Here is a 26,797-nt window from a genome sequence, read left to right on the forward strand (position 1 = left end):
ATGTCCACACAACCTAGATCCACCCGTAAGTGGTGGGCGTTGGCGTTGATCGCCGCCGCTCAGTTCATGGTCATCATGGACACCTCGATCATCGGTGTCGCTCTCCCCCAGATGCAGAGCGATCTCGGCTTCTCCCAGGAAGGCCTGACCTGGGTCTTCAATGCCTACGTCATCGCCTTCGGCGGGCTGCTCCTCCTCGGCGGGCGCCTGTCGGATCTGTTCGGCGCGCGCCGAGTGTTCACCGCCGGTTGGCTGATCCTGCTGATCGGTTCCGTCGTCGCCGGTGCCGCCGGCAACGTCGCCGTCGAACTTGCCGGTCGCGCAGTTCAGGGCGCAGGAGCAGCACTCATCGCGCCGTCCGCCCTGACCCTGCTGATGATGCTGTTCGGCAGCACGCAAAAGGAGATGACCAAGGCGCTGTCCATCTACGGTGCCGCGGCGCCGGCCGGCGGTACTGCCGGAGTGTTCCTCGGCGGCGCCATAACCGAATACGCCAGCTGGCCTTGGGTTTTCTATCTGAACATCCCCATCGCAGTCATCGCATTGATCGCCACGCCCATCCTGATGCCGAATGCACCGGCACGCACCGGATCGATCGACTTCCTCGGCGCACTGGCGGTCACCGCAGGCCTCGCCGTCGGAGTCTTCGGCATCGTCAGAGCACCTGACGTCGGTTGGGGATCCGGGCAGACATGGCTTGCGCTCGCCGTCTCGGCCGCATTGTTGGGCGCATTCGTGTTGATCCAGTCCAAGCGTCGGGAACCACTGGTGCGGCTGGGAATCTTCAAGGCGCCCAACCTCGGTGCCGCGAACGTCGCTCAGCTCGTCCTCGGCGCGGCCTGGATACCGATGTGGTTCTTCCTGAACCTGTACCTGCAGCAAGTGCTCGGATACAGCGCCTTCCCCGCCGGCGCAGCTTTGTTGCCGATGACGATCTTCGTCATGCTCGGCATGATCGTCGTCGCGCCACGGGCCATGGCGCGCTTCGGTGCGAAAGCAATGATCGTCGCCGGTTTGCTGGTGCTGGGAATCGGATTGGGGTGGATGTCCTTGATCCGGCCCACCGGTAACTTCTGGGTCGACGTGCTGCCGGCATCGTTGGTGGCCGCGGCCGGTATGACGCTGGCGTTCATTCCTTCACTGGGTACGGCGATTTCGGCTGCACGCCCGGAAGAGGGTGGACTGGCTTCGGGCATCGTCAATGTCAGTTACCAGGTCGGCTCGGCTGTCGGCCTCGCGGTGATGACCGCGATCGCAGCAGTGTTCGGCGCTGATCAACTCGGTGACCTGACGGAGTTGACGAACGGGTTCTCCGCGGTGTTCCTCGGTGCCGCCGCCATCGCAGTGGTGGGCGCAGTAATCACCGCGGTCGTGATGCGGTCGACCAAGGTCGAAGAGCCTGAAACCGTTCACTCCACCGTCAATTCTTGACCAACTCCGGTGGTGGGGGGGGGGGGGGGGGGGCCCCCCCCCCCCCCCCCCCCCCCCCCCACCACCGGCGGAACCACTGAGGACTCGTTATGTCGCGCCTTGCATCTCTCACACCGGCCACCGCTGTCGGTGCATCGAAAGACCTTCTCGCCGAACTCGTCAACCGTCACGGACAGGTCGGTGACATGGTCGCGGCGATGGCTCATTCGCCCGCCGTACTGGGTGGCTATCTGCAACTCAGTACGGGCAATGAAGCGAGCGAAACTCAGCCAATGATCGAACTCGGACTTCGCGTCTATCGAGAGCCTGCCTCGACTTCCGACGAACACATCGCGGGCCTTCGAGCGTACGGCTACGGTGATCGCGAGATCGCCGATGTAGTCGGGATCGTCGCCCTCAATATCCTGACCGGAGCTTTCAATCTTGTCGCGGGAGTGAAACCAGATGAACCGGACCGCTAGGACCGCACCGGAACGGAACAGCCTGCGTCTGTTCGCGATTCGCGACTACCGCCTACTCTTCAGCGCCCAGATCATCGCACTGTTCGGCACAGGGTTGGCGACGGTGGCACTCGGCCTGCTCGCGTATGACTTGGCGGGACCGTCCGCAGGGGCGGTGCTCGCCACCGCGTTGACGATCAAGATGTCCCTGTACGTCCTGATCGCCCCACTCGCGGCGGCGTACGTCGACCGATTGCCGAGACGGGCTTTCCTCGTCGCACTCGATGTCATTCGCGCGTCGGTGGTGATCGCGTTGCCCTTCGTCAGCGAGATCTGGCACATCTACGTGCTGGTGGGTGTTCTCCAAGCTGCGTCGGCAGCGTTCACACCCACATTCCAGGCGGTCATCCCGGACATCGTGACCGACGAGGCCGATTTCACCCGCGCACTGTCGGCATCGCAGGTCGCTTACACGATGGAAAGCCTGCTCAGCCCGGTTCTCGCAGCGGTCGCGCTGTCCTTCATGACGTTCAACCTGTTGTTTGTCGCCACCTCGGTGGGCTTTGCCGTCTCCGCACTACTCGTGCTGGCCACCCGAATCCCCAACGCCCGTCCCAGCACTCACCGAAACGCGTGGGACCGGATCGCGTCGGGAGTGCGGATCTTCGTGACCACGCCGCGACTGCGCGGCATCATGGCACTCAATCTCGTGGTGGCAGCAGCGGGCTCGATCGTCGTGGTCAACACCGTCAACTACGTCCGCGACCAACTCGGCGGAACCCAATCCGACGTGGCCTGGATGCTGGCCGCATCGGGTAGCGGTACGTTGCTGACCGCGCTGGCTCTTCCCCGCGTCCTCGACCGAACCGCCGAACGCACCGTGATGACAGCAGGTTCCGTCGTCCTGGTCTTCAGCGCAAGTGCGGCAGCGTCCCTCGCCGTTGCCGGTGTGTTCACGTGGATTCTCACCGCCGCGGTGTGGGCGCTCATCGGCGCCGGGATGGCCATGATCGTCACCCCGACCGGAAAGGTGCTTCGACGGTCGGTAGACCCCGCAGGTATTCCGGAAGTGTTCGCAGCCCAATTCTCCCTGTCGCACCTCGCCTGGCTGTTCACCTATCCGATTGCCGGATGGGTTGGCACCAGCGCGGGATTCGCGCTCACCTGGAGCATCCTCGCAGCCCTTGCCGCGGTGGGAGCCGCCTCGGGATGGGTGCTGTGGCCTCGCGAGGCGAGCACCGAAATGCCCGCCCCGTCGACCGCCGGTGCAACGCACGACGCTACACAAGGAGAATGCACCTTGGCCGCAACCCAGTGCGCCTGCGCTCGCCCCATCTGAGCCGGGACGACTTTCTCAATCCTTCAGTGATGTTTCCCGACTCGCTTCGGCGCTGACAGCCATCGCCGTGTCATGGGCGTCGCCGCGCTGCGGCCGTTCGAAGCACACCGACGCCACGAATCCGACGAGGAGTACCGCGGCCGGGAGCCACACGGACTGCGACATCGCGGTGCTGAACGGTTCGCGGACTACCTCGGGCAGATGTCCGACGCCGGCTTCGGAGCTGCCGCCGGTGAGGCCCTGTGCAGCCAACCGCGCGGTGATCAACGCGCCGATCGCGGCGCTACCGAGAACCGCACCCACCTGGCGTGTGGTGTTGTAGACACCGGCTCCGGCACCCGCTTGCAGGGGCGGAAGATTGTGCGTGGCTGTGGCGGCCAGCGGCGACCAGATGCACGCATTCGCGAATCCGATGAGGCCGATCGGCAGCAACAGCTCCCAAATCGCGACATCGGGGGTCATCACCATCGCCAGCCAACCCAGTGCGATGGCAAACAACGCGAAGCCGGTTCCGGCAATGTAGCGAGGGTGCGTCTTGTCGACGAGTTTGCCGACGATCGGCGCAAAAATACCCGTCAGCACGGCCATCGGAACGAGCAGCAATGCCGATTGTGTCGGCGAGAGTCCGCGTACCGCCTGGGTGTAGAACATCAGCGGCAGCACCATCGACGTGATGGCAAAGCCCATTGCCGTGATGGCGACGTTGGCGAGTGAGAAGTTGCGATCCTTGAAGAGTCCGAGCGGCAGCAGTGGTTCGTTCTTGTTGCGTGACTGGTAGAAGACGAACACGACGAGCAGCAGCACGCCCGCGCCGATCAGGCTCCACACGAATCCGTTCCAGTCGTACGAGCTTCCCTCCTGGATTCCGAACACCAGCAGGAACATGCCCGCGGCACTGAGAATCACCCCGGGGATGTCGAATTTGTGTTCGCTCGTGGGCAGCGACGGAACCAGCTTCCACGCCAGCAGGAAGGCAATCACACCAACCGGGACGTTGACGATGAAGATCCATTCCCAGCCGAGATTGTCGACCAGAACGCCACCGGCGAGCGGTCCGACCAGGGTGGCAACACCGGCAACGGCGCCCCACAGACCCATGGCCGCGCCGCGCTTGTTCGGCGCAAAGGTACGGGTGATGACGGCCATCGTCTGCGGCGTCATCATCGCGGCACCAAAGCCCTGGAAAGCCCTTGCAACGATGAGAAGTTCGACGCTGCCGGACAAACCGCACCACAATGAAGCGGCGGTGAACAGGACGAGTCCGATCATGTACAGGTTCTTGGGCCCGAACCGATCACCCAATCGACCCGTAACCAGCAGCGGCACAGCGTAAGCCAGAAGGTAGGCGCTCGTTACCCAGACCACCTTGTTGATGTCGGTTCCGAGGTCCTCCATGATCGCCGGATTGGCCACCGCAACGATCGTGCTGTCCACGAGAATCATGAAGAACCCGATACACAGCGCCCACAGCGCGTGCCAGGGATTGACCTGCTTTTCCATCTTCAGTCCTTAGGTAGTGCGGACGAGCCTGCTGAGCCGGCCAGCCGGTCGAGAAGTTCTTGTGAGAGCCAGGGCATTTCGCCGCTCTCGATGTCTGTCACCAACACGCCGATCCACTCTCGTTCGGCGACGGTCAGTGCGTGGGCGTAATCGGCGCCCACCGTGAAGATTCGTGGCTTTTCCGCGGCCTTCAACGCTTCGTAGTCGGCCTCGAATTTCGCAATCGTCTCGTCGAGATGCGCGAGACGTATCCGGAGCATCCGACACGCAGTTGCGGCGGACAGGTTATGCATTTCTGCGAGCGCAAGAGGCAGGCGCGGATACTCCCGGACCGGAACCGCCAACATCTCCCGCAATTGGTGCTCGAGGGCGCTCCGGCCTCGATCGGTGATCTCGTACGTCGTCCGCTCCGGCCGATTGCCTTCACGATCCGTCCCGATCGAAGTGAGCAGTTCCTGCTTTTCCAGCCTCGACACCGTGTGATAGAGCGAGCCCGGCTTGATCTTCACAAGCTGATCCCCCCGGCGGACCGAGGCGAGTTGATACATCTCGTACGGGTGCATCGAACGCTCGGACAGCAGGCCCAGAACGGTGATTCCCAAGGGCGTCAATGACACATCACCCATGAGATCCCCCTCTCCGGACAAGAACAATTGACTATTTCTTGACTATTCCACCTGAAATAGTCCACATGGAATATACGACGCCGGGCCATCTCGATCAACCCACCCGAACCGGACTAGCGTGTAGCGAGTGGACGACCATCATCTCGACATCATCCGACTCGCGTGGGCCCGAGAACTGGGCTTGGGCGACTCCGCATTGCGTCCGGCGCATACCGCTCGCGTCGACGACGATCACAACGATCTGATCCACGTACTGCAACTCGCCGAGGCAGCAGCCGTCGTCGGACCGCAATGGTTTACGCAGCGCACCGCGAACGAGGCCGCCGCCTCACTGCTGGACCCAACGCGACTTCTCGAACTCACCAAGGATCACGGCGGCCGACTCACATCGCACACCGAGCTCGCATTCCTTCCCGACTACACGGATCACACACCCGCAGAACAACTTCTGATCAGCCGCGAGCGATCCGACGCAATGAACGTGGCCAGATCCTGCCCACCCGACGACGCCACAGTTGCCGACCTGAGCGCCAAGGACCACTGGTTCACAGCACTCGGGGATGATCACCAACCCCTCGCCTGCGCGGCCTACCGCGAGTTCCAAGGATTCGTCGCGGATCTCACGGTGCTCACCGATCCCGCGCAGCGGCGGCGCGGTTTGGCTTGCGGAACAGTCTTTCTCGCTGCCGAAGACGCTCTCGACGCCGGTCTGATACCGCAACTCCGCATCCCGAGCGGACATCTCGGCGGCGCCGCAATCGCACGCGCACTCGATTTCACCGTCCTGGGAATACACACCACGGCGCAGGTCCAACGACGTATTGTGTAGAGACACGCGATCGAGAGGAATCTCCATGAACGCGGACAACTCTGCAACATTTGTCGAAGAAGGCCGCGAATTCACTCGCGACACCAACTACATTGCCGCACGTATCACCGAGGACGGCCGCGACGGATATCCCGTCGAACCGAATCGCTATCGATTGATTGTCGCGCGCGCCTGCCCATGGGCGAACCGCGCCATCATCGTCCGCCGACTCCTAGGCCTGGAAGATGTTCTGTCGATGGGAATCTGCGGACCGGTCCACGACAAACGCAGTTGGACTTTTGATCTCGACCCCGGCGGCGTCGATCCGGTTCTGAAAATCCCCCGACTACAGGACGCATATTTTGCCCGCGACCCCAATTACTCGCGCGGCATCACGGTGCCTGCGATGGTGGAGATCGCGACCGGCAAGGTCGTCACCAACAACTTCCCGCAGATCACACTGGATCTGTCCACCGAGTGGAAGAAGTACCACAGAGAAGGGGCACCGGATCTGTATCCGGAGGCTCTCCGCACCGAAATCGACGATGTTGCAGAACAAGTGTTCCGCGACGTCAACAACGGTGTCTATCGCTGCGGCTTTGCCGGATCCCAGGAAGCCTACGACAAGGCATACGACCAACTGTTCGCGCGACTGGACTGGCTGACGGAACGCCTTGCACGGCAACGTTTCCTGGTCGGCGACACCATTACCGAAGCGGACGTCCGACTGTTCACGACGCTAGCCCGATTCGATCCCGTCTACCACGGCCACTTCAAGTGCAACAGAAGCAAACTCACCGAGATGCCGGTGCTGTGGGACTATGCCCGTGACCTCTTCCAGACCCCCGGGTTCGGCGACACCATCGACTTCACCCAGATCAAGCAGCACTATTACATCGTTCATTCCGACGTCAATCCCAGCCAGATCGTTCCCAAGGGACCCGAACTGACGCACTGGCTCGAACCACATGGCCGCGAACAGCTCGGCGGCCGGCCGTTCGGAGACGGCACACCGCCGCATCCACCGATCCCGAGCGAGGTAGTGCCGCAAGAACATTGGGCGACACGGTAACCCGAGATCAGGTAAAGAACTACTCTCCGCCGTACGTTCCGAAACTCCAGAACACACCCTCAGGATCACGGCACGTGAAACCCCGCGAACCGTAATCTTCGTCGCGAAGACCCTGCGTGATCACGGCACCGGCGGCAACAGCCTGATCATGGAGGCCGTCGGCATCGTCGACAACGATGTACACAGAACCTACTCCCGGCGGTAGACCGGCAATCGACGAATCGGCACGGGGCGAACCCAGCATGATCCCACCGCCACCGGGCCAGTCGAGCTGAGCATGCGCAACGACGTCACCGTCGGCGTACAGCGCTTTCTCCACAAAGCCGAAGGCCTTCACAAGAAAATCGACAGCCGCTCGGGCATCGGCATACACCAGCGTCGGCCACACTACGGTTCCCACAGCATCGGTTCCCACAGCAGTCCCCTTCCCTCTAGTACTACCCAGCACAAGCCTATGGCGCAGGCCACCTGCTCCGCTGTAAAACTTCACCTATCCTCGACAGCGAAGTTCACCGATTGCAGAGTGGACACCTGTGGAGGGGCAGAGCGATGGCCAAGTCGATCGACAACGCAAGCAGCAACGACGCCGGGCGGGTCGAGAAAATCCTCATCTCGGTACTCGACAACGGCAGCCGCCTCCAGGCGCCGGCCGTCGCCAAATACGTGGAGCACGTCAGGCACTCGCATCCGGACGAGTCTCCGGCCCAGATCATCGATCGACTCGAGAAGATGTTTCTCCTGGCCGTCACAGGAAGCGGCAGCGCGGTCGGCGCCACAGCCGCAATCCCCGGCGTCGGAACTGTGGCATCGATCGCCGCGGTCGGCGCGGAGTCGGCATTCTTCCTCGAAGCATCGGCACTTCTCACTCTGGCAGTCGCGTCGGTCCACGGAATCTCCATCGAGAACCACCAACAACGACGCGCCCTCGTCCTCGCTGTCGCCCTCGGCGAATCCGGCATGGAAATCGTCCAGAAGGTCACCGGGGTCACCGCCAAGAACTGGGGCACCGCGATCACCAGCAAAATCCCGAGTTCCACGATGCGCGGAATGAACAGCACGCTGGTCCGCAAGTTCGTGATGAAATACGCCGCAAAGCGAAGCGCACTCATACTCGGCAAGCTGGTGCCCGCCGGGATCGGCGCGGTCATCGGTGGCGCAGGCAACCGCGTCATCGGTAAGGGCGTCGTCAAGAATGCACGCGACGCCTTTGGCCCGGCCCCGGCGCGCTGGACCGATCACCTCGTCATTCTCCCCGAGGACGACTTCACGCCCGATCCCGCCACCACCACTCGGGTACTCCGCGGATAACAGCCGAGAACGTAGGCTCGACACAACACAACGTCCGTCGACGCGGGAGCATCTTTGACCAGTAGTGCACCGGGGCGGGTCTCCGCGCCCATCGAAGTTCGCGGTTTGACCAAGACGTTCAACGCGGCACGGGCGGTCAACGACCTGAGCTTCGACGTCCACGCCGGCTCGATCACCGGCTTGCTCGGCCCCTCAGGCGCCGGAAAAACCACGACTCTGCGCATGCTGCTCGGTTTAGTGACGCCCAGCGATGGATCCGCGACGATCAACGGTCTCCCCATCTCGAAATTGGCATCGCCCGCCCGGACTGTGGGTGCCGTCCTCGACACACGTGGCCTCCATCCAGCGCGGACGGCGCGCGCTCACCTCGACATCTACGCTGCCGCGATCGGCCTGCCCGCCCAGCGAGCGACACAGGTTCTCGCGGCAGTCGGACTCAGTTCGGCGTCCGACCGGAGAACCGGGCTTTTCTCATTGGGAATGCAGCAACGGCTCGCACTTTCCGCCGCGCTGCTCGGGGACCCGGAAATCCTGGTGCTCGACCAACCCACCCACGGACTCGACCCCGAAGGCACGGCCTGGTTACAGCAGTTCTTGACGACGTTTGCCGAGTCCGGGCGAACCGTGCTGATCACGGGCCAGGCGCTACGCGAGGTGGAACCCGTCGTGGACAACCTGGTGCTTCTGAGCGCCGGTTCTCTGGTCTACGACGGCAGTGTCGAGGCCCTCCGCGCATCACATCAGAGTCGACTGATGGTCTCGTGCTCCAACCCCGCGCTGTTCGCGACGGCGCTGGCCGCCCGCGGGATCACGGCGGCCACGATCGCACCGGACGGCCGACTCGCCGTCAGCGGTACCGACAGCGACGCACTTGCTCCGGTTGCGGCAGCCTCCGGCGTCACGATCTTCAGTGTCGTCGCTGATCACGCGGATCTCGAGCAACTGTTCGTGGCCATGACCACACCGCACTATGCCACCGGCCATCCCGGACACGGTCCGCCATCCAGCCATTACGGCCCGCCATCCGGTCACTACAGTCCACCGTCGGGCTACTACGGTCCCACCGCCTACGGACCGTCGGGAGGCCACCGGTGACGACGCTCGCACAAGCAGAAATCAAGAAGGTCCTCTCGCTGCGCTATTGGTGGGCACTCGCTGTGGTACCAGTCGTTGTTGCGCTCGCGGCCGCGTCGTTCACTCGTCCGATTGTCGAGGCCATTGCCGAGCGAGCCGACACCGCGTTCGACGTGAATCTCGTGTCCACTGCCATCGCGGTTGGCGGACCCACCACCATCGCCCTCGTCTTTGCGGCGTTGTTCGGTGCAACCGCCGCGGGCAACGAATTCACCTACGCCACATACACCACGACATTCCTCACCGCCCGCGGACGCGACGCGGTGTTGGCCGCCAAATTGGGTGTTGTTGCCGCATTCGCGGTCGGATACGCACTGGTAGTGCAGGTCGTTGCCGTCGGCGCGATGATCCTGTTCACTCGCGACTTCAGCTTCACCGCGGATCTGTTTGCGATCTGTGGCGTCGGAATAGTCGCCTGCGCGCTGTGGGCATTGATCGGTGCAGGCGTCACACTGCTCGCCGGCTCACAAGTGGTCGGCATGCTGTCCGTGGTCGGCTGGTTCGTCTTCGGTGAATGGATTCTGCGAGCCTTGGCCTTTGCCGTCGGTGCCGACGGTATCGGCAAGGCACTGCCGGTGTCGGCCACCCTCGGAGTGCTGGTCAATGCCGCGCCGTCGATCGACATCGACGTGTTGAGTTCCTGGCCGGGTGCAGCGATGATCCTCGCCGCGTGGGTCGTCGCACTCGTCGGGGGCGGCTGGCTGCGCACCAGGATGCGCGACATCACCTGAGTGATCAAGCGTGTCTGCCCCCGGGTCTACCGTGGATCGAGATGAACACGATCGCTGACAACCCGGGGTGGATACGCCGACTGGTCCATGCCTGCTGGCTGCACCGCCGGCTGGCAATCGGCGCGCTCACCGTGACGGTGGTCGCCGCAACCATCGACATTTCCTTCCCGCTGCTCACCCGCTATGCCCTCGATGCGGCCGGCGAGCAGAACGCCGGCACCGTCATCACACTCACCGCACTCGCTATCGCCGGCTTGGCGATCGTGCGCTTCGCCTGTCAGTACGGCCGACGAATGCTGGCCGGTCGTCTCTCACTCGACGTCCAGCACGACTTGCGACTCGCGTTGCTCGGTTCCTTGCAGCGACTCGACGGCCGCGGGCAGGACGACATCCGCACCGGGCAGGTCGTCTCGCGCTCGATCTCCGATCTGCAACTCGTGCAGGGTCTGCTCGCGATGGTCCCGATGTCCGCCGGCGCCCTGCTGCAATTTGTGCTGGCCATCGGCATCATGACGTGGCTCTCGCCCCTGCTCACCCTCATCGCGCTGGCGATCATCCCCGCTGTCGGGCTTGTGGTCTTCCTGATGCGACCGACCCTCTACGCCGCCACCTGGTCGGCGCAGCAGCGCGCCGCCGACCTCGCCCAGCACGTCGAGGAAACCGTCACCGGGGTTCGGGTGGTGAAGGGATTCGGGCAAGAAGAACGAGCAATCGATCAACTCGAGAAACACGGCCGAACGCTCTATAGCGAACGGATGCGCGTGGCCCGGATCAACTCCCGTTTCACGCCGACGATGGCCGCACTACCCCAACTGGGCCAGGTGGCAGTGATCGCTGTCGGTGGTTATCTTGCACTCCACGGCCAGATCACCATCGGTACTTTCCTCGCGTTCGCGACCTACATCGTGACGATGACCGCGGTCACGCGCACGCTGTCCTCCGTCGTGGTGATGGCACAACTCGCCCGCGCCGCCGTCGAACGCGTCTACGACGTAATCGGCGCGGGGCCCGACATCGCCGAACCCGACCATCCGCTCGATCTCCCCGACGGACCGCTCGGGGTCACGTTCGACGACGTCACTTTCGGCTTCGATTCCGACCGCCGTGTCTTGTCCGGTCTCGACCTGCAGATCAAACCAGGCGAGACCGTCGCCGTCGTCGGACCAGCCGGTTCGGGAAAAACAGCACTGTCGCTGCTGCTCCCCCGCTTCTACGCGCCCGAGTCCGGGACCATCAGTCTCGACAGCGCCGACGCGTCGCTGCCGATCAGCGAACTTCGCAGCGAGCAACTCCGCGCTGCAATCGGCCTGGCCTTCGACGAGCCGTTCCTGTTCTCCGACACCGTCGCCGCCAACATCGCCCTAGGCCGCGCGGACGCGTCCGCCGACGACATCCGCGCAGCGGCCGCAATGGCCCACGCCGACGAGTTCATCGAGGCGCTTCCGGACGGTTACGACACCGTTGTCGGTGAACGCGGTCTGACGCTCTCAGGCGGGCAACGTCAGCGCATCGCGCTCGCGCGCGCCCTACTCGTGAACCCTCGAATCCTCATCCTCGACGACGCCACCTCGGCCGTCGATGCTGCCACCGAAGCGGTGATCTTCGACGCGTTCCGGGCCAGGCGGAGGCAGACAACTCTCATCCTTGCGCACCGCCGATCGACCCTGACCCTGGCTGATCGAATTGCCGTCCTCGACCAGGGGCGGATCATCGACTCCGGGACGGTCGACGAGTTGGAAGCGCGGTGCCCACTGTTTCGGGCCCTTTTCGCCACATCGAGCGATGAGCCGGCAGACATCGACCCTGCACTTACCGACATCGCACCTTTCGATCCAGACCACTCCGAACCCACTGCCGAGCAACTGTGGCCTGCGGTATCGCCTGCCGATTCGGCAGGTGCGGCCGGTGCTCTGGCCATCACCCCGTCGTTGGAGGCTGCGCTCGACGCGTTGCCACCGCTGCGCGAGGCTCCGACCACCGACACCGCACAACTTCGCGAGTCCGATCCGCAGTTCTCACTGCTTCGGATACTCCGCCCGGTTCGCTGGATTCTGGCGGCAGTCGTCGTGTGCCTGACTCTTGATTCCGCTGCGACGATTGCCTTCCCGTCACTGGTTCGGTACGCCATCGACCACGGGGTTGTCGACAAGAACTCAGGGACTCTCACCGTCGCGGCGATACTGGGCGCGCTGCTGGTGGTGGCGGGCTGGGCGATAGTCGCTGTGATGACGGTCCTCACCGCCCGAGCGGGCGAGCGGGTCCTGTTCGGGCTACGTATCCGCAGCTACGCACACCTGCAGAGGCTTGGTCTCGACTACTACGAGCGCGAACTGTCCGGGCGGATCATGACCCGGATGACCACGGACGTCGACGCACTGTCGTCGTTCATCCAGACCGGAATGTCGACCGCAATCGTGAGTGTCCTGACGATAGGCGGCATCGCGATCGCCCTCCTCGTCACCGATGTGACCCTGGCGTTGGTGGCGCTCGCCGTCATTCCGCCGCTCATCATCTCGACCCTGATCTTCCGAAAGTTCTCCGCAGTGGCGTACAGCCAGTCCCGCGAGCGGATCTCCATGGTCAACGCGGATTTCCAGGAGAACATCACCGGGTTGCGGGCAGCGCAGGCCTACCGCCGGGAAGAGGGCGCGGCACGCCGATTTGCCGAGCGCGCCGAAAGCTACCGCCGGTCACGGATGCGTTCACAGCGGGCAATTTCGCTGTACTTCCCGTTCATCGCGTTTCTTTCCGATCTCGCACTTGCGGGTGTGGTCTTCATCGGAGCCCGTCAGGTGTCCGACGGCTCGACGTCCGCGGGTGTTCTGATCGCCTTTGTTCTGTACCTCGGCTTGTTGTTCGGACCGATTCAGCAACTCTCACAGGTGTTCGACGGTTACCAACAGGCAAACGTGGGGCTCAAGCGGATCGGGGATCTTCTCCGGACGCCCAGTTCCATCGAAACAGCCGACTCCGCGGACCTGATCTCCCTCGACGGACACCTGGACGGCGACGTTCATCTGCGGGATGTCGGCTTTCGATATTCCGGCGCCGAGGTCGACGCCCTCACCGATATCGACTTACACATCCCTGCCGGAACAACCGTGGCCCTGGTCGGACGGACGGGCGCCGGGAAGTCGACGGTGGTCAAACTACTGGCCAGGTTCTACGATCCGACCAGCGGATCAGTGCAGGTCGACGGCACCGACATCCGTGATTTTCACCTATCGCAGTACCGCCACAGGTTGGGCGTCGTACCGCAGGAAGCTCATCTGTTCACCGGCAGCGTCGCGGAGAACATCGCCTTCGGTAGACCTGACGCGTCGAATGTCGATATCGAGCAGGCCGCACGCGCGGTCGGTGCACTGCGCGCGATCGCCGACATGCGCGGCGGCATGAATCATCCGGTCGGGGAACGCGGACAGGGACTGTCGGCCGGACAGCGACAGCTCATCGCACTCGCGCGCGCCGAGTTGGTCGACCCGGACCTCCTGCTGCTCGACGAAGCGACCGCGACGCTTGATCCCGCGACCGAGAAAATGGTCCTCGAAGCAAGTCGGTCGGTCACCCGGAAAAGGACCTCGATCGTTGTTGCACACCGCCTCGCGACGGCCGCACGTGCCGACCTGATTGTCGTAGTTGACCGGGGACGTATCGTTGAATACGGCCCGCACGCGCTCCTGCGGTATGCCAATGGTCACTACTCGAGACTCTGGGATGCATCTAGGGCGCGCGAAGGGAATAATCTGTCAGCGAGAACTGTCGTCGAAGGTAACCCCGTCGCACGGCAGTAGTGACAGATTTGTACCGCCGAGTGGCGTCGCGAAGTCGAAAGATTACGCGCCGCCGTGAGACAGATCACAAATTGTGTGCCGCACAATTGCTGGTCACACGCTCGGGCTAATCTCATGTATATAGGCGCTCTGATCGGGTACCGAAATAGAAACGAGGCGAACACCTGCCGTGAGCAGCAGTTCTACATCCCAATTCGGACAGAACCAGTGGCTGGTTGACGAGATGTACCAACGCTTCCAGGACGATCCGTCGTCCGTGGATCCGAGTTGGCACGAATTCTTGACCGATTACTCGCCGGAGTCGGCGAACACGGGGGGTGGAAACGGAACTGCCACGAACGGCAACGCAGCCGCCCCCGCCGCTGTACGCACTCCGCCTGCTGCTCCCAAAGCCGCTCCGCCCGCACCCCCGGCTCCGCCGAAGGCCGCTGCGCCCGCGGCCAAGCCCGCCGCAGCGCCCGCTGCCAAGCCCGCCGCAGCGCCTGCGGCCAAGCCCGCCCCGGCCGCCAAGGCCGCTCCCGCGAAGCCGGCTCCGGCCGGCGGCGCGGAAGAGACGAAGGTTCTTCGCGGCGCGGCAGCCGCAGTAGTCAAGAACATGTCGGCCTCGCTCGAGATCCCGACCGCTACCAGCGTTCGCGCGATCCCCGCGAAGCTGATGTTCGACAACCGCATCGTCATCAACAACCACCTCGCGCGCACTCGCGGCGGCAAGATCTCGTTCACCCACCTGCTGGGCTACGCGATCATCCAGGCAGTCAACGCGTTCCCCAACATGAACCGCCACTTCGCCGAGATCAACGGCAAGCCGCACGCGGTCACCCCCGAGCACACCAATCTCGGACTGGCGATCGACCTTCCCGGTAAGGACGGCAACCGCTCACTGGTCGTCGCCGCTATCCGGAACACCGAGGCGATGAACTTCGTCCAGTTCCACGCCGCGTACGAGGACATCGTCCGCCGCGCCCGTGAAGGCAAGCTCACCGGCGAAGACTTCACCGGAGTGACCATCTCGCTGACCAACCCGGGCGGCATCGGCACGGTTCACTCCGTCCCCCGCCTGATGAAGGGCCAGGGTGCCATCATCGGTGCCGGCGCGATGGAGTACCCCGCCGAGTTCCAGGGCGCAAGCGACGAGAAGCTGGCCGAGATGGGCGTCGGCAAGCTGATGACGCTCACGTCGACGTACGACCACCGCATCATCCAGGGTGCCGAATCGGGCGATTTCCTTCGCACGATCCACAACCTGCTGATCAGCGACGAGTTCTACGACGAGATCTTCCACGCACTCGGCAACCCGTACGAGCCGGTTCGCTGGCGCAAGGACGTGCCGGAAGGCGCGGTCGACAAGAACACCCGCGTTCTCGAACTGATCGCGGCCTACCGTGACCGCGGCCACCTCATGGCCGATACGGACCCCTTGCAGTTCGTCAAGGACAAGTTCCACAGCCACCCCGACCTCGACGTCATCAGCCACGGCTTGACGCTGTGGGATCTGGACCGCGAGTTCAAGGTCGGCGGCTTCCACGGCAAAGAGAAGATGAAGCTGCGCGACGTGCTCAGCGTGCTTCGCGACGCGTACTGCCGCCACGTCGGTGTCGAGTACACGCACATCCTCGAGACGGATCAGCGTCAGTGGATCCAGGATCGCGTCGAAGGGCATCACGCCAAGCCGACGGTTGCTCAGCAGAAGTACATCCTGAGCAAGCTCAACGCTGCCGAGGCTTTCGAGACCTTCCTGCAGACCAAGTACGTCGGTCAGAAGCGCTTCTCGCTCGAGGGTGCCGAGACCGTCATTCCGATGATGGACGCCGTCATCGACCAGGCTGCCGAGCATCAGCTCGACGAGGTTGTCATCGGCATGCCGCACCGCGGTCGCCTCAACGTGCTGGCAAACATCGTCGGCAAGCCGTACTCGAAGATCTTCACCGAGTTCGAGGGCAACATGAACCCGGCCGCCGCTCACGGCTCCGGTGACGTGAAGTACCACCTCGGCGCTTCGGGCACCTACATCCAGATGTTCGGTGACAACGACATCGCCGTGTCCCTGACGGCCAACCCGTCGCACCTCGAGGCCGTCGACCCGGTTCTCGAAGGCCTGGTTCGCGCCAAGCAGGACATCCTCGACAAGGGCGAAGAGGGCTTCACCGTTCTCCCGCTCATGCTTCACGGTGACGCGGCATTTGCCGGTCAGGGTGTTGTCGCGGAAACGTTGAACCTCTCGCTGCTGCGCGGATACCGCACCGGCGGCACCGTGCACATCGTCGTGAACAACCAGGTCGGTTTCACCACCGCACCGGAGCACTCACGCTCGTCCGAGTACTGCACGGACGTCGCGAAGATGATCGCCGCACCGGTATTCCACGTCAACGGCGACGACCCCGAGGCATGTGTCTGGGTTGCTCAGCTGGCTGTCGACTTCCGTGAGAAGTTCGGCAAGGACGTTGTCATCGACCTCATCTGCTACCGCCGCCGCGGTCACAACGAGGGCGACGACCCGTCGATGACCCAGCCGGCGATGTACGACGTCATCGACACCAAGCGCAGCGTTCGTAAGAGCTACACCGAGTCCCTCATCGGTCGCGGTGACATCTCGCTCAAGGAAGCCGAAGACGCACTTCGCGACTACCAGGGCCAGCTCGAACGGGTCTTCAACGAGGTCCGTGAGCTCGAGAAGTTCCAGCCCGAACCGTCGGAGTCCGTCGAACTCGACCAGACTCCCCCGGCTCGCCTCACGACGGCTGTTGCTCCCGACGTTCTCGAGCGCATCGGCGACGCGTTTGTCAACGTTCCGGAGGGCTTCACCACCCACCCGCGTGTCAAGCCTGTCGCGGAGAAGCGACGCGAAATGGCCCGCGAGGGTCACGTCGACTGGGCGTTCGCCGAGTTGCTCGCGTTCGGTTCACTGGCCGAGCAGGGTGCACTGATTCGCCTTGCGGGTCAGGACTCCAAGCGTGGAACGTTCACGCAGCGTCACTCTGTGCTGATCGACCGGAAGACCGGCAACGAGTACAGCCCGATCGCCGAGATCGCTGCCAACGCCGGCAACGGTGGCAAGTTCATGGTCTACGACTCCGCACTCACCGAGTACGCGGGTCTGGGCTTCGAATACGGCTACTCCGTGGGCAACCCGGACGCACTTGTGCTGTGGGAAGCGCAGTTCGGTGACTTCGTCAACGGCGCGCAGACCATCATCGACGAGTTCATCAGCTCGGGCGAAGCCAAGTGGGGTCAGCTCTCCGACGTCGTGCTGCTTCTGCCGCACGGCCACGAAGGCCAGGGCCCGGACCACACGTCCGGCCGCATCGAGCGTTTCCTCCAGCTGTGCGCCGAGGGTTCGATGACGGTTGCCGTTCCGTCCACCCCGGCAAGCTACTTCCACTTGCTGCGTCGCCATCACCTCGACGGCATCCGCCGCCCGCTGGTGGTATTCACGCCCAAGTCGATGCTGCGTAACAAGGCTGCGGTCAGCAACGTCGAAGACTTCACCACCGGCAAGTTCCGGTCTGTCTTCGAAGAGCCGAACATCGAGAGCGGCGAAGAGTCGCGCGATCAGGTCAAGCGCGTTCTGCTGGTCAGCGGCAAGCTGTACTGGGAGCTCCTGGCGAAGAAGCACAAGGACAACCGCAACGACGTCGCCATCGTGCGCGTCGAGCAGCTGTACCCGGTGCCGAAGCGTCGCCTGCAGGAAACCTTGGACCGGTACCCGAATGCAACCGAGTACCGCTGGGTTCAGGAAGAGCCGGCCAACCAGGGCGCATGGCCGTTCCTCGGCCTGGCTCTGCCGGAACTCCTGCCCGGCACGTTGAGCGGTATCCGTCGCATCTCGCGTCGTTCGATGTCTGCACCTTCCTCGGGTTCGAGCAAGGTTCACGCCGTCGAGCAGCAGGAAATCCTCGACGAGGCATTCCTGCCGACCAACTGATTTCTTGAAGTAGGGGCCGGGCCTCACATTCCGTACGGAGTGTGAGGCCCGGCCTTTTCTCTGTTCGCCGGTGCTATCGCAGCAGTTCCGGCGTGACGGTCAGCCCTGCGGCAGCGGACGCAAGAGCAGGCAGAGCGTTCACCGTGAGCTCGATGAGTTCTTCGCGGCTGATTGCCGGGGATCGGAGCCAGCTGATGGTTGCTTCCTCGACAAACGCGATCCAGCCTCGTACTGCCAGCTCGACCTGCGGGGTTCTCGGCAACCCGATGGTGGGTAGCTGATCGAGAGTTCGCGCCGCCATGACGTCGCGGGTCTGTTCGAACACTTCTCGCATGTGCGGATCTCCGCTGGCGGTTCCCCGCAACAACGAGACATACGTAGTGCGATTTTCAGTGACGTAATCGACGTACGATGCCAGAACCGACCGTAATGTCGCGATCGGATCATCGGTTTCGATGGGCTCGGTTCGGGCGAGCATCTGTTGGCTGGTGTGCCGGACTATCGCCAGGTGGAACTCGCTTTTGGACGCGAAGTAGTGGAACAGCAAGCCTCGGGAGACACCTGCTTGATCGGCAATGTCTTCGACCGATATCTGTTCGAGTGGCCGTTCGGCGAGCATGCGAGCGCCGAGGTCGATCAGTTGCGCTCGGCGTTCGTCCGGACTCAGTCGCGTGCGCTTGGCTCCGTCCATAATCGACAGACTACTGAATAAACGTCAATAAGCTATTGACCGTTCGTCAACAACGGCATATCGTTCCATACATGAGTCTCCCAGTTACAGATACTTCAGCATCTGCCGCGGATACGCGCTACGTGAACACGCTGATCATCGGCAGCGGTTTTGCCGGTCTCGGCGCTGCCATCAAACTGGCGCAGGCCGGGATCACCGACTACGTAGTTGTCGAGCGAGGCAACGACGTCGGCGGAACCTGGCGTGACAACAGCTACCCGGGCGCTGCGTGCGACGTGCCGTCGCATTTGTACTCGTACTCGTTTGCACTCAACCCCGAGTGGACGCGTTCCTTCTCCACTCAGCCCGAGATCTACAAGTACATCCAGTCCGTCGCAAACCGTCACAAGGTACTGGACAAGCACATCTTCGGCTGCGACGTTCTCTCCGCGCACTGGGACAACGATCGCGCACACTGGAAGGTCTCCACCACCAAGGGCGAGTTTGTCGCCAAGATCGTCGTGTCGGCTGTAGGCGCTCTGTGCGAGCCCGCCCTCCCCGACATCAAGGGCATCGACGGCTTCAAGGGCGAGATCTTCCACTCCTCACGCTGGAACCACGACGCCGACCTGACCGGCAAGCGCGTCGCCGTTATCGGCACCGGAGCGTCGGCCATCCAGATCGTCCCGGCCATCGGCAAGAAGGTGTCACAGCTCGACGTGTACCAGCGCACCGCGCCGTGGATTCTGCCCCGCGCAGATCGCGAGTACACCAAGATCGAGCACCTCGCGTTCAAGTACCTCCCCGGTTTCCAGAAGCTGTGCCGCACCGGCATCTACTGGATGCGCGAGACCCAGGTTGTCGGCCTGGCAAAGGCGCCGATCTTCATGAAGCCCCTGCAGTTTGCCGCCGAGCGTCATCTCAAGGCCCAGATCAAGGACAAGGCCCTTCGCAAGAAGGTCACCCCCAACTTCCAGATCGGCTGCAAGCGCATGCTGATCTCCAACAACTACTTCCCCACCCTTGCCCAGGACAACGTCGACCTGGTGACAGAAGGAATCGAGGAAGTTACCGCCACCGGCATCGTGTCGAAGACGGGAACCACGCGTGAGATCGACGCGATCGTCGTGGCCACCGGTTTCCACGTCACCGACTCCCCCACCTTTGCGGGAATCTTCGGCAAGGACGGACGCTCGCTCGCCGAGGTCTTCGAGGACACCGGCATGCAGGGATACAAGGGCGCAGCCGTTGCCAACTTCCCCAACATGTTCTTCCTCGTCGGCCCCAACACCGGTCTCGGCCACTCGTCCATGGTGTTCATGATCGAATCGCAGCTCAACTACCTCGTCGACGCGATCGCCACCATCGACAAGTACGACATCGGCACCATCGAGGTTCGCAGCGACAAGCAGGAAAAGTACAACAAGGACCTGCAGGCAGCGATGTCCAAGAGCGTCTGGAACAACGGCGGTTGCGCCAGCTGGTACATGGACAAGCACGGAAACAACACCACCCTGTGGCCCGGTTTCACCTTCCAGTTCCGCAATGCCACCAAGCATTTCGACCTCGCGGCGTACCGTAGCGTCGCCACGTCCGATCTCGGCGCCGTCGGCACCGGAACCACATCACAGATCGACCTCGACGACGAGAAAGCAGTAGCACAATGAGTGATTTTGTTGGCAAGGTTGTTGTCATCACCGGAGCGGGATCGGGTATCGGCCGCGCACTCGCACTGAACCTGGCCGGGCAGGGTGCGAAGTTGGCGATCTCCGACGTCGACACCGTCGGCCTCACCGAGACCACCCGCCTCGTGGAAGCTCTTGGTGCCCAGGTGAAGTCGGACCACCTCGACGTCACCCAGCGCGAAGCGGTTCTCGAGTACGCCGACGCGGTTGCCGCCCACTTCGGCAAGATCAACCAGATCTACAACAATGCGGGTATCGCGTACCACGGCACATTCGAGAAGTCCGAATTCAAGGACTTCGAACGCGTCATGGATGTCGATTTCTGGGGAGTTGTCAACGGCACCAAAGCATTCCTGCCGCATGTCATCGCATCCGGCGACGGCCACATCATCAACATCTCGAGCCTGTTCGGCTTGCTGTCGATGCCCGGTCAGAGTGCATACAACTCGGCAAAGTTCGCAGTTCGCGGCTTCACCGAGTCACTGCGCCAGGAGATGCTGATCGCCAAGAGCCCGGTGAAGGTGACCTGTGTGCACCCCGGCGGAATCAAGACGGCCATCGCGCGTAACGCCACTGCCGGACCGGGCGAGGACCTCGCGTCGTTCTCCGAGTTCTTCGATCGCAAGTTGGCGCGCACCACTCCTGAGGATGCAGCCAAGACCATCGTGAACGGGGTTCGCAAGGGCAAGCCACGCGTCCTCATCGGCATGGACGCCATCGCACTCGACGCCTGGGTCCGCCTGGTCGGTTCGGGATACCAACGCGTCGTGGCCACCATCGCCGGCCGCGTGATGCCCAAGTCCCACTGAGCTTTCCACTTTCACACAGTCAGGAGCCCTGCCGGTGAGCACGTTCACCCTTCCGCTACCCGTTGTCGCCTTCTTGTTGAAGCCGTACTTCCGTCTGGCCTTCAACTCGCGACTGCCGTATCGGGTTCAGCGTTTACTGCTCGAGGCCGGAGCTCCCCTGCAGCAGATTCCAGCGGGCGCCGTTGTGCGTCCGCTGGAACTCGCCTGCCGACCCGCCGAGCGGATCACAGTCGGAGCAACCGAACGCCCGTCGGCAGTGCTCTACTTGCACGGCGGCGCCTACACGCTGGGCTCGCTGAGCACACACCGCAGCCTGGCAGCACATCTGGCACGCGAATCTTCCCGCGCTGTCTTCACGTTGGATTACCGGCTCGCTCCCGAGAATCCTTATCCCGCAGCGCTCGACGACGCCGCAGCGGCGTACATGCAACTGATCACCGAATTCGACTACCGACCCGAGCAGGTTGCCATTGCCGGCGACAGCGCCGGCGGCGGTTTGGCGGTCGCAACGGCACTTCGCCTCATCGAGCGTCACGGCGTACAGCCCGGGGCGTTGGCACTGATCTCACCCTGGGTGGATCCCGGGGATCGCAGCGCCGGGAAGAAAGCCGATCTGGTCGTCAACACCGGCTGGTCGTTCGACGCCGCCGACGCCTACCTCGGACACGGCAACCGCACAGATCCCGGCTACGCACCCATGCATGGAAACCTCGAAACACTGCCGCCCACAAGGATTCACATCGGATCGGGCGAAGTCCTCTACCCTCAGGTCGTGGAGTTCGCAGACAAACTCACCGCGGCCGGCGTCGACGTGTCACTGGTCGAATACGCACGGTTGTGGCATGTCGCGCACGCCCAGGCGTCGCTGGTCACCGAAGCCGCCGACGCAGTAGCCGATCTGGGGCAATTCCTGGAATCACACGGAGCCAGGGCAGCGGACAATTCAGCCGATGCGGCCAGTCATTGACGGGTGTCCCACCAGGATCGCGCCACCGCTGACGGCGTTGCCTGCCCGCGTCGGACCTGGTCGATCATCGCGGCAAGGTCTGTCGTGGACAGTTCACCCGCAACAACACTGAGCGCTTTGACTGCGGGATCACTCAATGCACCGGTCCGAAACAGTGGAACGACGTTCTGCGCAGCCAGGATGTGATCCGGATCGGCCAGCACTGTGACAGCGGTTGACTGAGCCAGGGGCGAGAGCGTCGTAGTTCCGAAGGCGGTGGGTTCGGTCGCAGCAGTGTCCGATGTGTCGGCTGCCGATTGCTCGACGCGCGCAAAAGTACAGTCAGCGCCTTCCGCTAATTGTTCCAGTGCACCATCTTCGATAAACCGTGGTGATACAACGGCAACGGTCTCGGCGCACGAGGGTGCAAATGCCCCGAGGGTGCGCGACTGAGTCCCCGATGCGGAATCGCGTCCCAACGCCACGACGGCCCGGTCTTCTGCGGTTGCATAGTCTGCAACCGAAAGACCCTCGGGCAGAGAACGACTCAACGCTTCGAAGACGTCGTCAGCGGTGCGGGCCGGATTCTGCGGTTCGTAATAAGTCAGTAGTGAACCGGTGAACTCGGGTACCAACGTCACACGCGCGGCATCGAGCGCAGCAAGTGCGTCCGACCGTCCGCCGGTGAGTTCCTCGACTCGACTTGGCACCCCCGACGACGCCAACACGGTTGCGTACACTTCGGCCAGGACCGAACCCTCCACCGACTCCCCCGACGCCACGACTACCTGCTCGGTCGGGGCACCGGCGTCGTTCCCTATCACCGAATCGCTGGTGCTGCATCCGGTCAGAACGGGCAGGACCAGCACTGCTGCAACAACTGTCGAATACCTCGCGCGTGCAGATAGCACCGAACCCTCACATTCCGTTCCCACTGATCGAATACCGTGCCTTGTCGGTACCTATCGTTACACTTGCCTGGCGATGCGCGGTAACCAGTCCTACTCGAGTGACACTCGGGTGACGGGAATGGTTGTCGACGCCCGAAACACGGAAGGACGCACATGCGCACCTCACGATTTCGTTCCAGCCGTCTGCTCGTAGCAGCGGCAACTGTCCTCTCACTCGCTGCGCTCACTGCGTGTGGCAGCAGTGACAACAGCGACAGCAGTTCGGACCCCAACACCGTCGTCGTGGGTTCGGCAAACTTCACCGAGTCCGAGATCATTGCCAACATCTATGCGGAAGCACTTCGCGTCAACGGTTTCGACGTGTCCACTTCGTTCAACATCGGTAGCCGCGAGGCCTACATTCCGGCGTTGAAGGACGGCTCGATCACCCTCATCCCCGACTACACGGGCAATCTTCTGCAGTATCTCGATCCCGCTGCCACCGCGACCAGTTCCGAGGACGTCCTGGCGGCTCTGCCGGCGGCATTGGGTAGCGAATTGGCCATCACCACGCCCGCGTCGGCGGAGGACAAAGATGCCGTAGTCGTCACCAAGGAAACGGCCGACAAGTGGAACCTGAAGACCATCGCCGACCTGGCGCCGCATTCCGCCGAGGTCAAGTTCGGCGCGCCGGCCGAATTCCAGGAGCGCCCCGTCGGCCTGCCCGGGTTGAAGGCAAACTACGGACTCGACATCTCGGCCTCCAATTTTGTCCCGATCGCGGACGGCGGTGGCCCGGCAACGGTCAAGGCACTCGCATCCGGTGACATCACCGCCGCAAACATTTTCACGACGTCGGCGTCGATTCCGGCCAACAACTTTGTTGTCCTCGAAGACCCGAAGAACAATTTCCCCGCCCAGAACGTCGTGCCGGTGCTGCGCGCATCGGCATCGTCCGACAAGCTCGCAGCCGTCCTCGACGCGGTCTCGGCAAAGCTGACCACCGAGGAACTGCTCGATCTCAACGTGGCGGTGTCCGGCGACGCCAAGACGGAACCGGCCGCAGCAGCCAAGGCGTGGATCTCGGCGCAGGGCCTCGACAAGCCGGTCTCGTAACCCACGTGATCACCTTCGAGGGAGTCACCAAGCAGTTCCCGGACGGCACCACCGCAGTTGATCGACTCGATCTCACCATCGAGGCCGAGTCGTTCACGGTGTTCGTCGGTCCGTCCGGGTGTGGCAAAACAACGTCGATGCGGATGATCAACCGGATGATCACGCCCACGTCGGGCACAATCCGCGTCGACGGCCGCGACATCTCGCAGACCGACGCGGTGACCTTGCGACTCGGTATCGGCTACGTCATCCAGAATGCCGGGCTGTTGCCGCACCGGACCGTCGTCGACAACGTCGCAACGGTTCCGGTGCTGCGGGGTGAATCTCGCCGCGCCGCACGTAAAGCCGCACTGGGTGTTCTCGAACGCGTGGGTCTCGATCCGTCACTGGCGACGCGCTACCCGGCGCAGTTGTCCGGCGGGCAGCAGCAGCGAGTGGGTGTCGCCCGCGCGCTGGCTGCCGATCCGCCGATTCTGTTGATGGACGAACCCTTCAGCGCCGTCGATCCGGTGGTTCGTGAGGACCTGCAAACCGAAATGCTGCGCCTGCAAAGCGAACTGAAGAAGACCATCGTCTTTGTCACGCACGATATCGACGAAGCCGTCAAACTGGGCGACCACATCGCGGTCTTCGGTCCGGGCGGTCGCCTGCAGCAGGTAGCCGCGCCGCGCGACGTATTGGCCGCGCCGGCTACGGATTTCGTGGCCGGTTTTGTCGGACGTGATCGCGGATATCGAGGACTGTCCTTCCGCAGCGCGGACGAGGTGCCGCTGCACTCCATCCGGACGGCCACCGAGTTGGAACTGACATCCCTGAGACTCGAATTGGGTGAATGGGTGCTCGTTGTCAGCGAGTCCGGTTCACCCCTAGGCTGGATCGATGTCACCGGTGTCGAGGGCATACGCGCCGGACACACTCTGGCACAGTCGACGTCAGCCGGCGGCTCTCTCTTCGGCCCGGGCGGCGATCTTCGGCAGGCGCTCGACGCGGCCATCTCGTCACCGTCCGGAATCGGTGTTGCCGTGGATGCCGAAGGTGCGGTGATCGGCGGCATTCTGGGCTCCGAGGTTGTGGCTAAATTGGCCGAGCAACGTCGGCGCGAGGACCAGGAACGCAATCGACTCGCCTTCACCGAAGGGTTCGGGGTGTAGCGGCGTGCGCTGGCTCATCGACAATTTCTCGACGGTTCTGGATTACACACGAACACATCTGTATCTCGCGCTGGTGCCGTTGGCGGTGGGCTTGGTCATTGCCCTTCCCGTCGGCACGGCAATTCGGAATATCCGATGGCTGCGCCGAATCACGTTGACCTTGGCCAGCATTGCGTTCACCATTCCGTCATTGGCACTGTTTGTCACCATCCCGCAGATCTTCGGACTCAAGACACTCGATCCGCTCAACGTCATCATCGCGCTCAGTGTGTATTCCACCGCACTACTCGTCCGCGCGGTCCCGGAAGCATTGGATTCGGTGCCCGCCAACGTCATCGATGCCTCGACGGCCATCGGCTTCACCGCACTGCGCCGGGCATTGACCGTCGAACTGCCCCTTGCGCTGCCGGTTCTGATCGCAAATGTCAGAGTGATTGCGGTGACCAACATTTCGCTGGTGTCGGTGGGTTCGCTGATCGGTATCGGCGGTCTGGGAGTTCTGTTCAAACAGGGCTACGACCGGGACTACCCCGACCAGATCGTGGCCGGCATCATCGCCATCGTGGTCCTTGCACTGGCCCTCGATTTGATCCTGTATCTGCTCGGCAGGTTCCTGACCCCGTGGACCAGAACTCCGTCCGCATCGAAGGTCCCCGCGATCGTCACGGCCGAAGGTGAGCCGGTATGAGTATCTTCACCGGCGCCTGGGAGTACCTGACCAATCCCGACAACTGGAGCGGCGACACCGGAATCGGCACCCGAATCCTGCAGCACCTCTGGTACAGCCTGCTGGCCGTCGCCCTCGCCGCAGTGATCGCGGTCCCGATCGGCCTGATCATCGGGCATCTACGACGCGGTCAGATCGTGGTGGTCAGTCTTGTCAACGCACTGCGCTCACTTCCCACGCTCGGCTTGCTGACGTTCCTCGTCCTGCTCATGGGGCTGGGAGTGATGCCCCCGATCCTCGCACTGGTCATCCTCGGCATTCCGCCATTGCTCGCCGGAACGTATGCCGGCATCGCCAGTGTCGACCGTGACGTCGTCGACGCGGCGCGCGCAATGGGGATGACCGAGACGCAAGTACTGCTGCGCGTCGAGGTTCCCAATGCGCTTCCGCTCATTCTGGGTGGGCTCCGAAACGCCACACTGCAAGTCATCGCGACCGCGACTGTTGCCGCCTACGTCAATCTGGGCGGCATCGGACGGTACATCTTCGACGGAATCGCGCTGTACAAGTACGACCGCGTTGTTGTCGGCGCAATCTTGGTCGCGGTGGTTGCGCTTGTCGTGGACGGCGTACTTGCACTGGTCGTGTGGGCTTCCGTCCCGGGAACCGGCAGACTGCGACGCACCCCGAACCTCGCACGCGTGTAGCTGCCCACGCAAAAACCCCGACCGAAACCTTGTGTGCGGGTTTCGATCGGGGCT

At 63.1% G+C, this 26,797-nt stretch carries 22 protein-coding genes; 17 read left to right on the plus strand and 5 right to left on the minus strand.

All coding sequences use genetic code 11. The annotated features are described in order from the left end of the window. From KYT97_RS27715 to KYT97_RS27725, 3 genes are all read left to right on the plus strand, one after another. Window positions 1-1,431, plus strand: coding sequence for an MFS transporter (locus KYT97_RS27715; RefSeq protein ID WP_141486235.1), 1,431 nt, complete (start codon window positions 1-3; stop codon window positions 1,429-1,431). Between the two features lie 89 nt (window positions 1,432-1,520). After that, complete coding sequence (locus KYT97_RS27720) at window positions 1,521-1,892, plus strand: carboxymuconolactone decarboxylase family protein (RefSeq protein WP_219111307.1); 372 nt, start codon at window positions 1,521-1,523, stop codon at window positions 1,890-1,892. Beyond that, window positions 1,876-3,210 (plus strand): MFS transporter, encoded by a 1,335-nt coding sequence (locus KYT97_RS27725; RefSeq protein WP_187328603.1) that lies wholly within the window; start codon window positions 1,876-1,878, stop codon window positions 3,208-3,210. Before KYT97_RS27720 ends, KYT97_RS27725 begins: the two co-directional genes overlap by 17 nt. 15 nt (window positions 3,211-3,225) lie before the next feature. Here the strand turns inward: KYT97_RS27725 and KYT97_RS27730 are convergent, their stop codons facing one another. Both KYT97_RS27730 and KYT97_RS27735 read right to left on the minus strand, forming a co-directional pair. Continuing rightward, entirely contained in the window at window positions 3,226-4,710 is a 1,485-nt protein-coding gene (locus KYT97_RS27730) for a DHA2 family efflux MFS transporter permease subunit (RefSeq protein WP_033236711.1), read from the minus strand. A 2-nt stretch (window positions 4,711-4,712) separates the two neighbouring features. Continuing rightward, window positions 4,713-5,336: a PadR family transcriptional regulator gene (locus tag KYT97_RS27735; protein ID WP_219111309.1), complete on the minus strand. Its 624-nt coding sequence runs from the start codon at window positions 5,334-5,336 to the stop codon at window positions 4,713-4,715. Window positions 5,337-5,463: 127 nt separating this feature from the next. On the opposite strand from KYT97_RS27735, the gene KYT97_RS27740 reads away from it, so the two are divergent. Together KYT97_RS27740 and KYT97_RS27745 are read left to right on the plus strand one after the other, a co-directional pair. Next, the gene (locus KYT97_RS27740) at window positions 5,464-6,165 is read left to right on the plus strand and encodes a GNAT family N-acetyltransferase (RefSeq protein WP_219111311.1); all 702 of its coding nucleotides are present in this window, start codon (window positions 5,464-5,466) and stop codon (window positions 6,163-6,165) included. Between the two features lie 25 nt (window positions 6,166-6,190). Further along, complete coding sequence (locus KYT97_RS27745) at window positions 6,191-7,216, plus strand: glutathione S-transferase family protein (RefSeq protein ID WP_033236708.1); 1,026 nt, start codon at window positions 6,191-6,193, stop codon at window positions 7,214-7,216. A gap of 19 nt (window positions 7,217-7,235) precedes the next feature. On the opposite strand, the gene KYT97_RS27750 is transcribed toward KYT97_RS27745, so the two are convergent. Continuing rightward, on the minus strand, window positions 7,236-7,604 hold the full coding sequence (locus KYT97_RS27750; protein WP_095888734.1) for a VOC family protein: 369 nt from the start codon (window positions 7,602-7,604) through the stop codon (window positions 7,236-7,238). Between the two features lie 161 nt (window positions 7,605-7,765). Here KYT97_RS27750 and KYT97_RS27755 point away from each other — a divergent pair, with 161 nt between their 5' ends. The 5 genes from KYT97_RS27755 (at window position 7,766) to KYT97_RS27775 (ending at window position 18,102) form a co-directional block, all read left to right on the plus strand. Further along, the gene (locus KYT97_RS27755) at window positions 7,766-8,524 is read left to right on the plus strand and encodes a hypothetical protein (protein ID WP_033236707.1); all 759 of its coding nucleotides are present in this window, start codon (window positions 7,766-7,768) and stop codon (window positions 8,522-8,524) included. Between the two features lie 54 nt (window positions 8,525-8,578). Continuing rightward, a complete protein-coding gene (locus tag KYT97_RS27760; protein ID WP_219111314.1) occupies window positions 8,579-9,619 on the plus strand; it encodes an ABC transporter ATP-binding protein in 1,041 nt (346 codons plus the stop codon). Beyond that, entirely contained in the window at window positions 9,616-10,389 is a 774-nt protein-coding gene (locus KYT97_RS27765) for an ABC transporter permease (protein WP_219111315.1), read from the plus strand. Before KYT97_RS27760 ends, KYT97_RS27765 begins: the two co-directional genes overlap by 4 nt. A 41-nt stretch (window positions 10,390-10,430) precedes the next feature. Beyond that, window positions 10,431-14,180: an ABC transporter ATP-binding protein gene (locus tag KYT97_RS27770; RefSeq protein ID WP_219111316.1), complete on the plus strand. Its 3,750-nt coding sequence runs from the start codon at window positions 10,431-10,433 to the stop codon at window positions 14,178-14,180. 169 nt (window positions 14,181-14,349) lie between these two features. Further along, on the plus strand, window positions 14,350-18,102 hold the full coding sequence (locus KYT97_RS27775) for a multifunctional oxoglutarate decarboxylase/oxoglutarate dehydrogenase thiamine pyrophosphate-binding subunit/dihydrolipoyllysine-residue succinyltransferase subunit (protein ID WP_033236703.1): 3,753 nt from the start codon (window positions 14,350-14,352) through the stop codon (window positions 18,100-18,102). A gap of 73 nt (window positions 18,103-18,175) precedes the next feature. Here KYT97_RS27775 and KYT97_RS27780 read toward each other — a convergent pair whose 3' ends face one another. Further along, window positions 18,176-18,793: a TetR/AcrR family transcriptional regulator gene (locus KYT97_RS27780; protein ID WP_033236702.1), complete on the minus strand. Its 618-nt coding sequence runs from the start codon at window positions 18,791-18,793 to the stop codon at window positions 18,176-18,178. 71 nt (window positions 18,794-18,864) lie between these two features. On the opposite strand from KYT97_RS27780, the gene KYT97_RS27785 reads away from it, so the two are divergent. The 3 genes from KYT97_RS27785 to KYT97_RS27795 are packed head-to-tail and all read left to right on the plus strand — an operon-like array spanning window position 18,865 to window position 22,233. Next, complete coding sequence (locus tag KYT97_RS27785; RefSeq protein WP_045069522.1) at window positions 18,865-20,439, plus strand: flavin-containing monooxygenase; 1,575 nt, start codon at window positions 18,865-18,867, stop codon at window positions 20,437-20,439. After that, window positions 20,436-21,266: an SDR family NAD(P)-dependent oxidoreductase gene (locus KYT97_RS27790; protein WP_045069520.1), complete on the plus strand. Its 831-nt coding sequence runs from the start codon at window positions 20,436-20,438 to the stop codon at window positions 21,264-21,266. The genes KYT97_RS27785 and KYT97_RS27790 overlap by 4 nt, the downstream gene beginning before the upstream one ends. 34 nt (window positions 21,267-21,300) lie before the next feature. Further along, window positions 21,301-22,233: an alpha/beta hydrolase gene (locus KYT97_RS27795; RefSeq protein ID WP_045069518.1), complete on the plus strand. Its 933-nt coding sequence runs from the start codon at window positions 21,301-21,303 to the stop codon at window positions 22,231-22,233. Here KYT97_RS27795 and KYT97_RS27800 read toward each other — a convergent pair. Next, window positions 22,227-23,123 carry a glycine betaine ABC transporter substrate-binding protein gene (locus KYT97_RS27800; RefSeq protein WP_219111317.1) on the minus strand — a complete coding sequence of 299 codons (897 nt, stop codon included), beginning with the start codon at window positions 23,121-23,123 and terminating at the stop codon, window positions 22,227-22,229. The two genes, KYT97_RS27795 and KYT97_RS27800, sit on opposite strands and share 7 nt — an antisense overlap. Before the next feature lie 153 nt (window positions 23,124-23,276). Between KYT97_RS27800 and KYT97_RS27805 the strand changes: the two genes are divergently transcribed. From KYT97_RS27805 to KYT97_RS27820, 4 genes are read left to right on the plus strand one after another with little or no spacing between them, the layout of a single operon-like run. Then, window positions 23,277-24,218, plus strand: a complete 942-nt coding sequence (locus KYT97_RS27805) for an ABC transporter substrate-binding protein (RefSeq protein WP_141486246.1) — start codon at window positions 23,277-23,279, stop codon at window positions 24,216-24,218. A 5-nt stretch (window positions 24,219-24,223) separates the two neighbouring features. Then, window positions 24,224-25,369: an ABC transporter ATP-binding protein gene (locus KYT97_RS27810; RefSeq protein WP_045069515.1), complete on the plus strand. Its 1,146-nt coding sequence runs from the start codon at window positions 24,224-24,226 to the stop codon at window positions 25,367-25,369. Between the two features lie 4 nt (window positions 25,370-25,373). Beyond that, the gene (locus tag KYT97_RS27815) at window positions 25,374-26,057 is read left to right on the plus strand and encodes an ABC transporter permease (protein ID WP_033236696.1); all 684 of its coding nucleotides are present in this window, start codon (window positions 25,374-25,376) and stop codon (window positions 26,055-26,057) included. Beyond that, complete coding sequence (locus KYT97_RS27820) at window positions 26,054-26,743, plus strand: ABC transporter permease (RefSeq protein WP_033236695.1); 690 nt, start codon at window positions 26,054-26,056, stop codon at window positions 26,741-26,743. Before KYT97_RS27815 ends, KYT97_RS27820 begins: the two co-directional genes overlap by 4 nt. The last annotated feature ends 54 nt before the right edge of the window (window positions 26,744-26,797 follow it).

This window comes from Rhodococcus globerulus (genome assembly GCF_019334125.1).
In the GTDB taxonomy this organism is placed as follows: domain Bacteria; phylum Actinomycetota; class Actinomycetes; order Mycobacteriales; family Mycobacteriaceae; genus Rhodococcus_F; species Rhodococcus_F globerula.

What these genes read in the sequence shown, in the direction of transcription:
- KYT97_RS27715 (WP_141486235.1), top strand. Translation starts at nt 1, where the DNA reads ATGTCCACACAACCTAGATCCACCCGTAAGTGGTGGGCGTTGGCGTTG.
- KYT97_RS27720 (WP_219111307.1), top strand. Translation starts at nt 1,521, where the DNA reads ATGTCGCGCCTTGCATCTCTCACACCGGCCACCGCTGTCGGTGCATCG.
- KYT97_RS27725 (WP_187328603.1), top strand. Translation starts at nt 1,876, where the DNA reads ATGAACCGGACCGCTAGGACCGCACCGGAACGGAACAGCCTGCGTCTG.
- KYT97_RS27730 (WP_033236711.1), bottom strand. Translation starts at nt 4,710, where the DNA reads ATGGAAAAGCAGGTCAATCCCTGGCACGCGCTGTGGGCGCTGTGTATC.
- KYT97_RS27735 (WP_219111309.1), bottom strand. Translation starts at nt 5,336, where the DNA reads ATGGGTGATGTGTCATTGACGCCCTTGGGAATCACCGTTCTGGGCCTG.
- KYT97_RS27745 (WP_033236708.1), top strand. Translation starts at nt 6,191, where the DNA reads ATGAACGCGGACAACTCTGCAACATTTGTCGAAGAAGGCCGCGAATTC.
- KYT97_RS27755 (WP_033236707.1), top strand. Translation starts at nt 7,766, where the DNA reads ATGGCCAAGTCGATCGACAACGCAAGCAGCAACGACGCCGGGCGGGTC.
- KYT97_RS27770 (WP_219111316.1), top strand. Translation starts at nt 10,431, where the DNA reads ATGAACACGATCGCTGACAACCCGGGGTGGATACGCCGACTGGTCCAT.
- KYT97_RS27780 (WP_033236702.1), bottom strand. Translation starts at nt 18,793, where the DNA reads ATGGACGGAGCCAAGCGCACGCGACTGAGTCCGGACGAACGCCGAGCG.
- KYT97_RS27785 (WP_045069522.1), top strand. Translation starts at nt 18,865, where the DNA reads ATGAGTCTCCCAGTTACAGATACTTCAGCATCTGCCGCGGATACGCGC.
- KYT97_RS27790 (WP_045069520.1), top strand. Translation starts at nt 20,436, where the DNA reads ATGAGTGATTTTGTTGGCAAGGTTGTTGTCATCACCGGAGCGGGATCG.
- KYT97_RS27805 (WP_141486246.1), top strand. Translation starts at nt 23,277, where the DNA reads ATGCGCACCTCACGATTTCGTTCCAGCCGTCTGCTCGTAGCAGCGGCA.
- KYT97_RS27820 (WP_033236695.1), top strand. Translation starts at nt 26,054, where the DNA reads ATGAGTATCTTCACCGGCGCCTGGGAGTACCTGACCAATCCCGACAAC.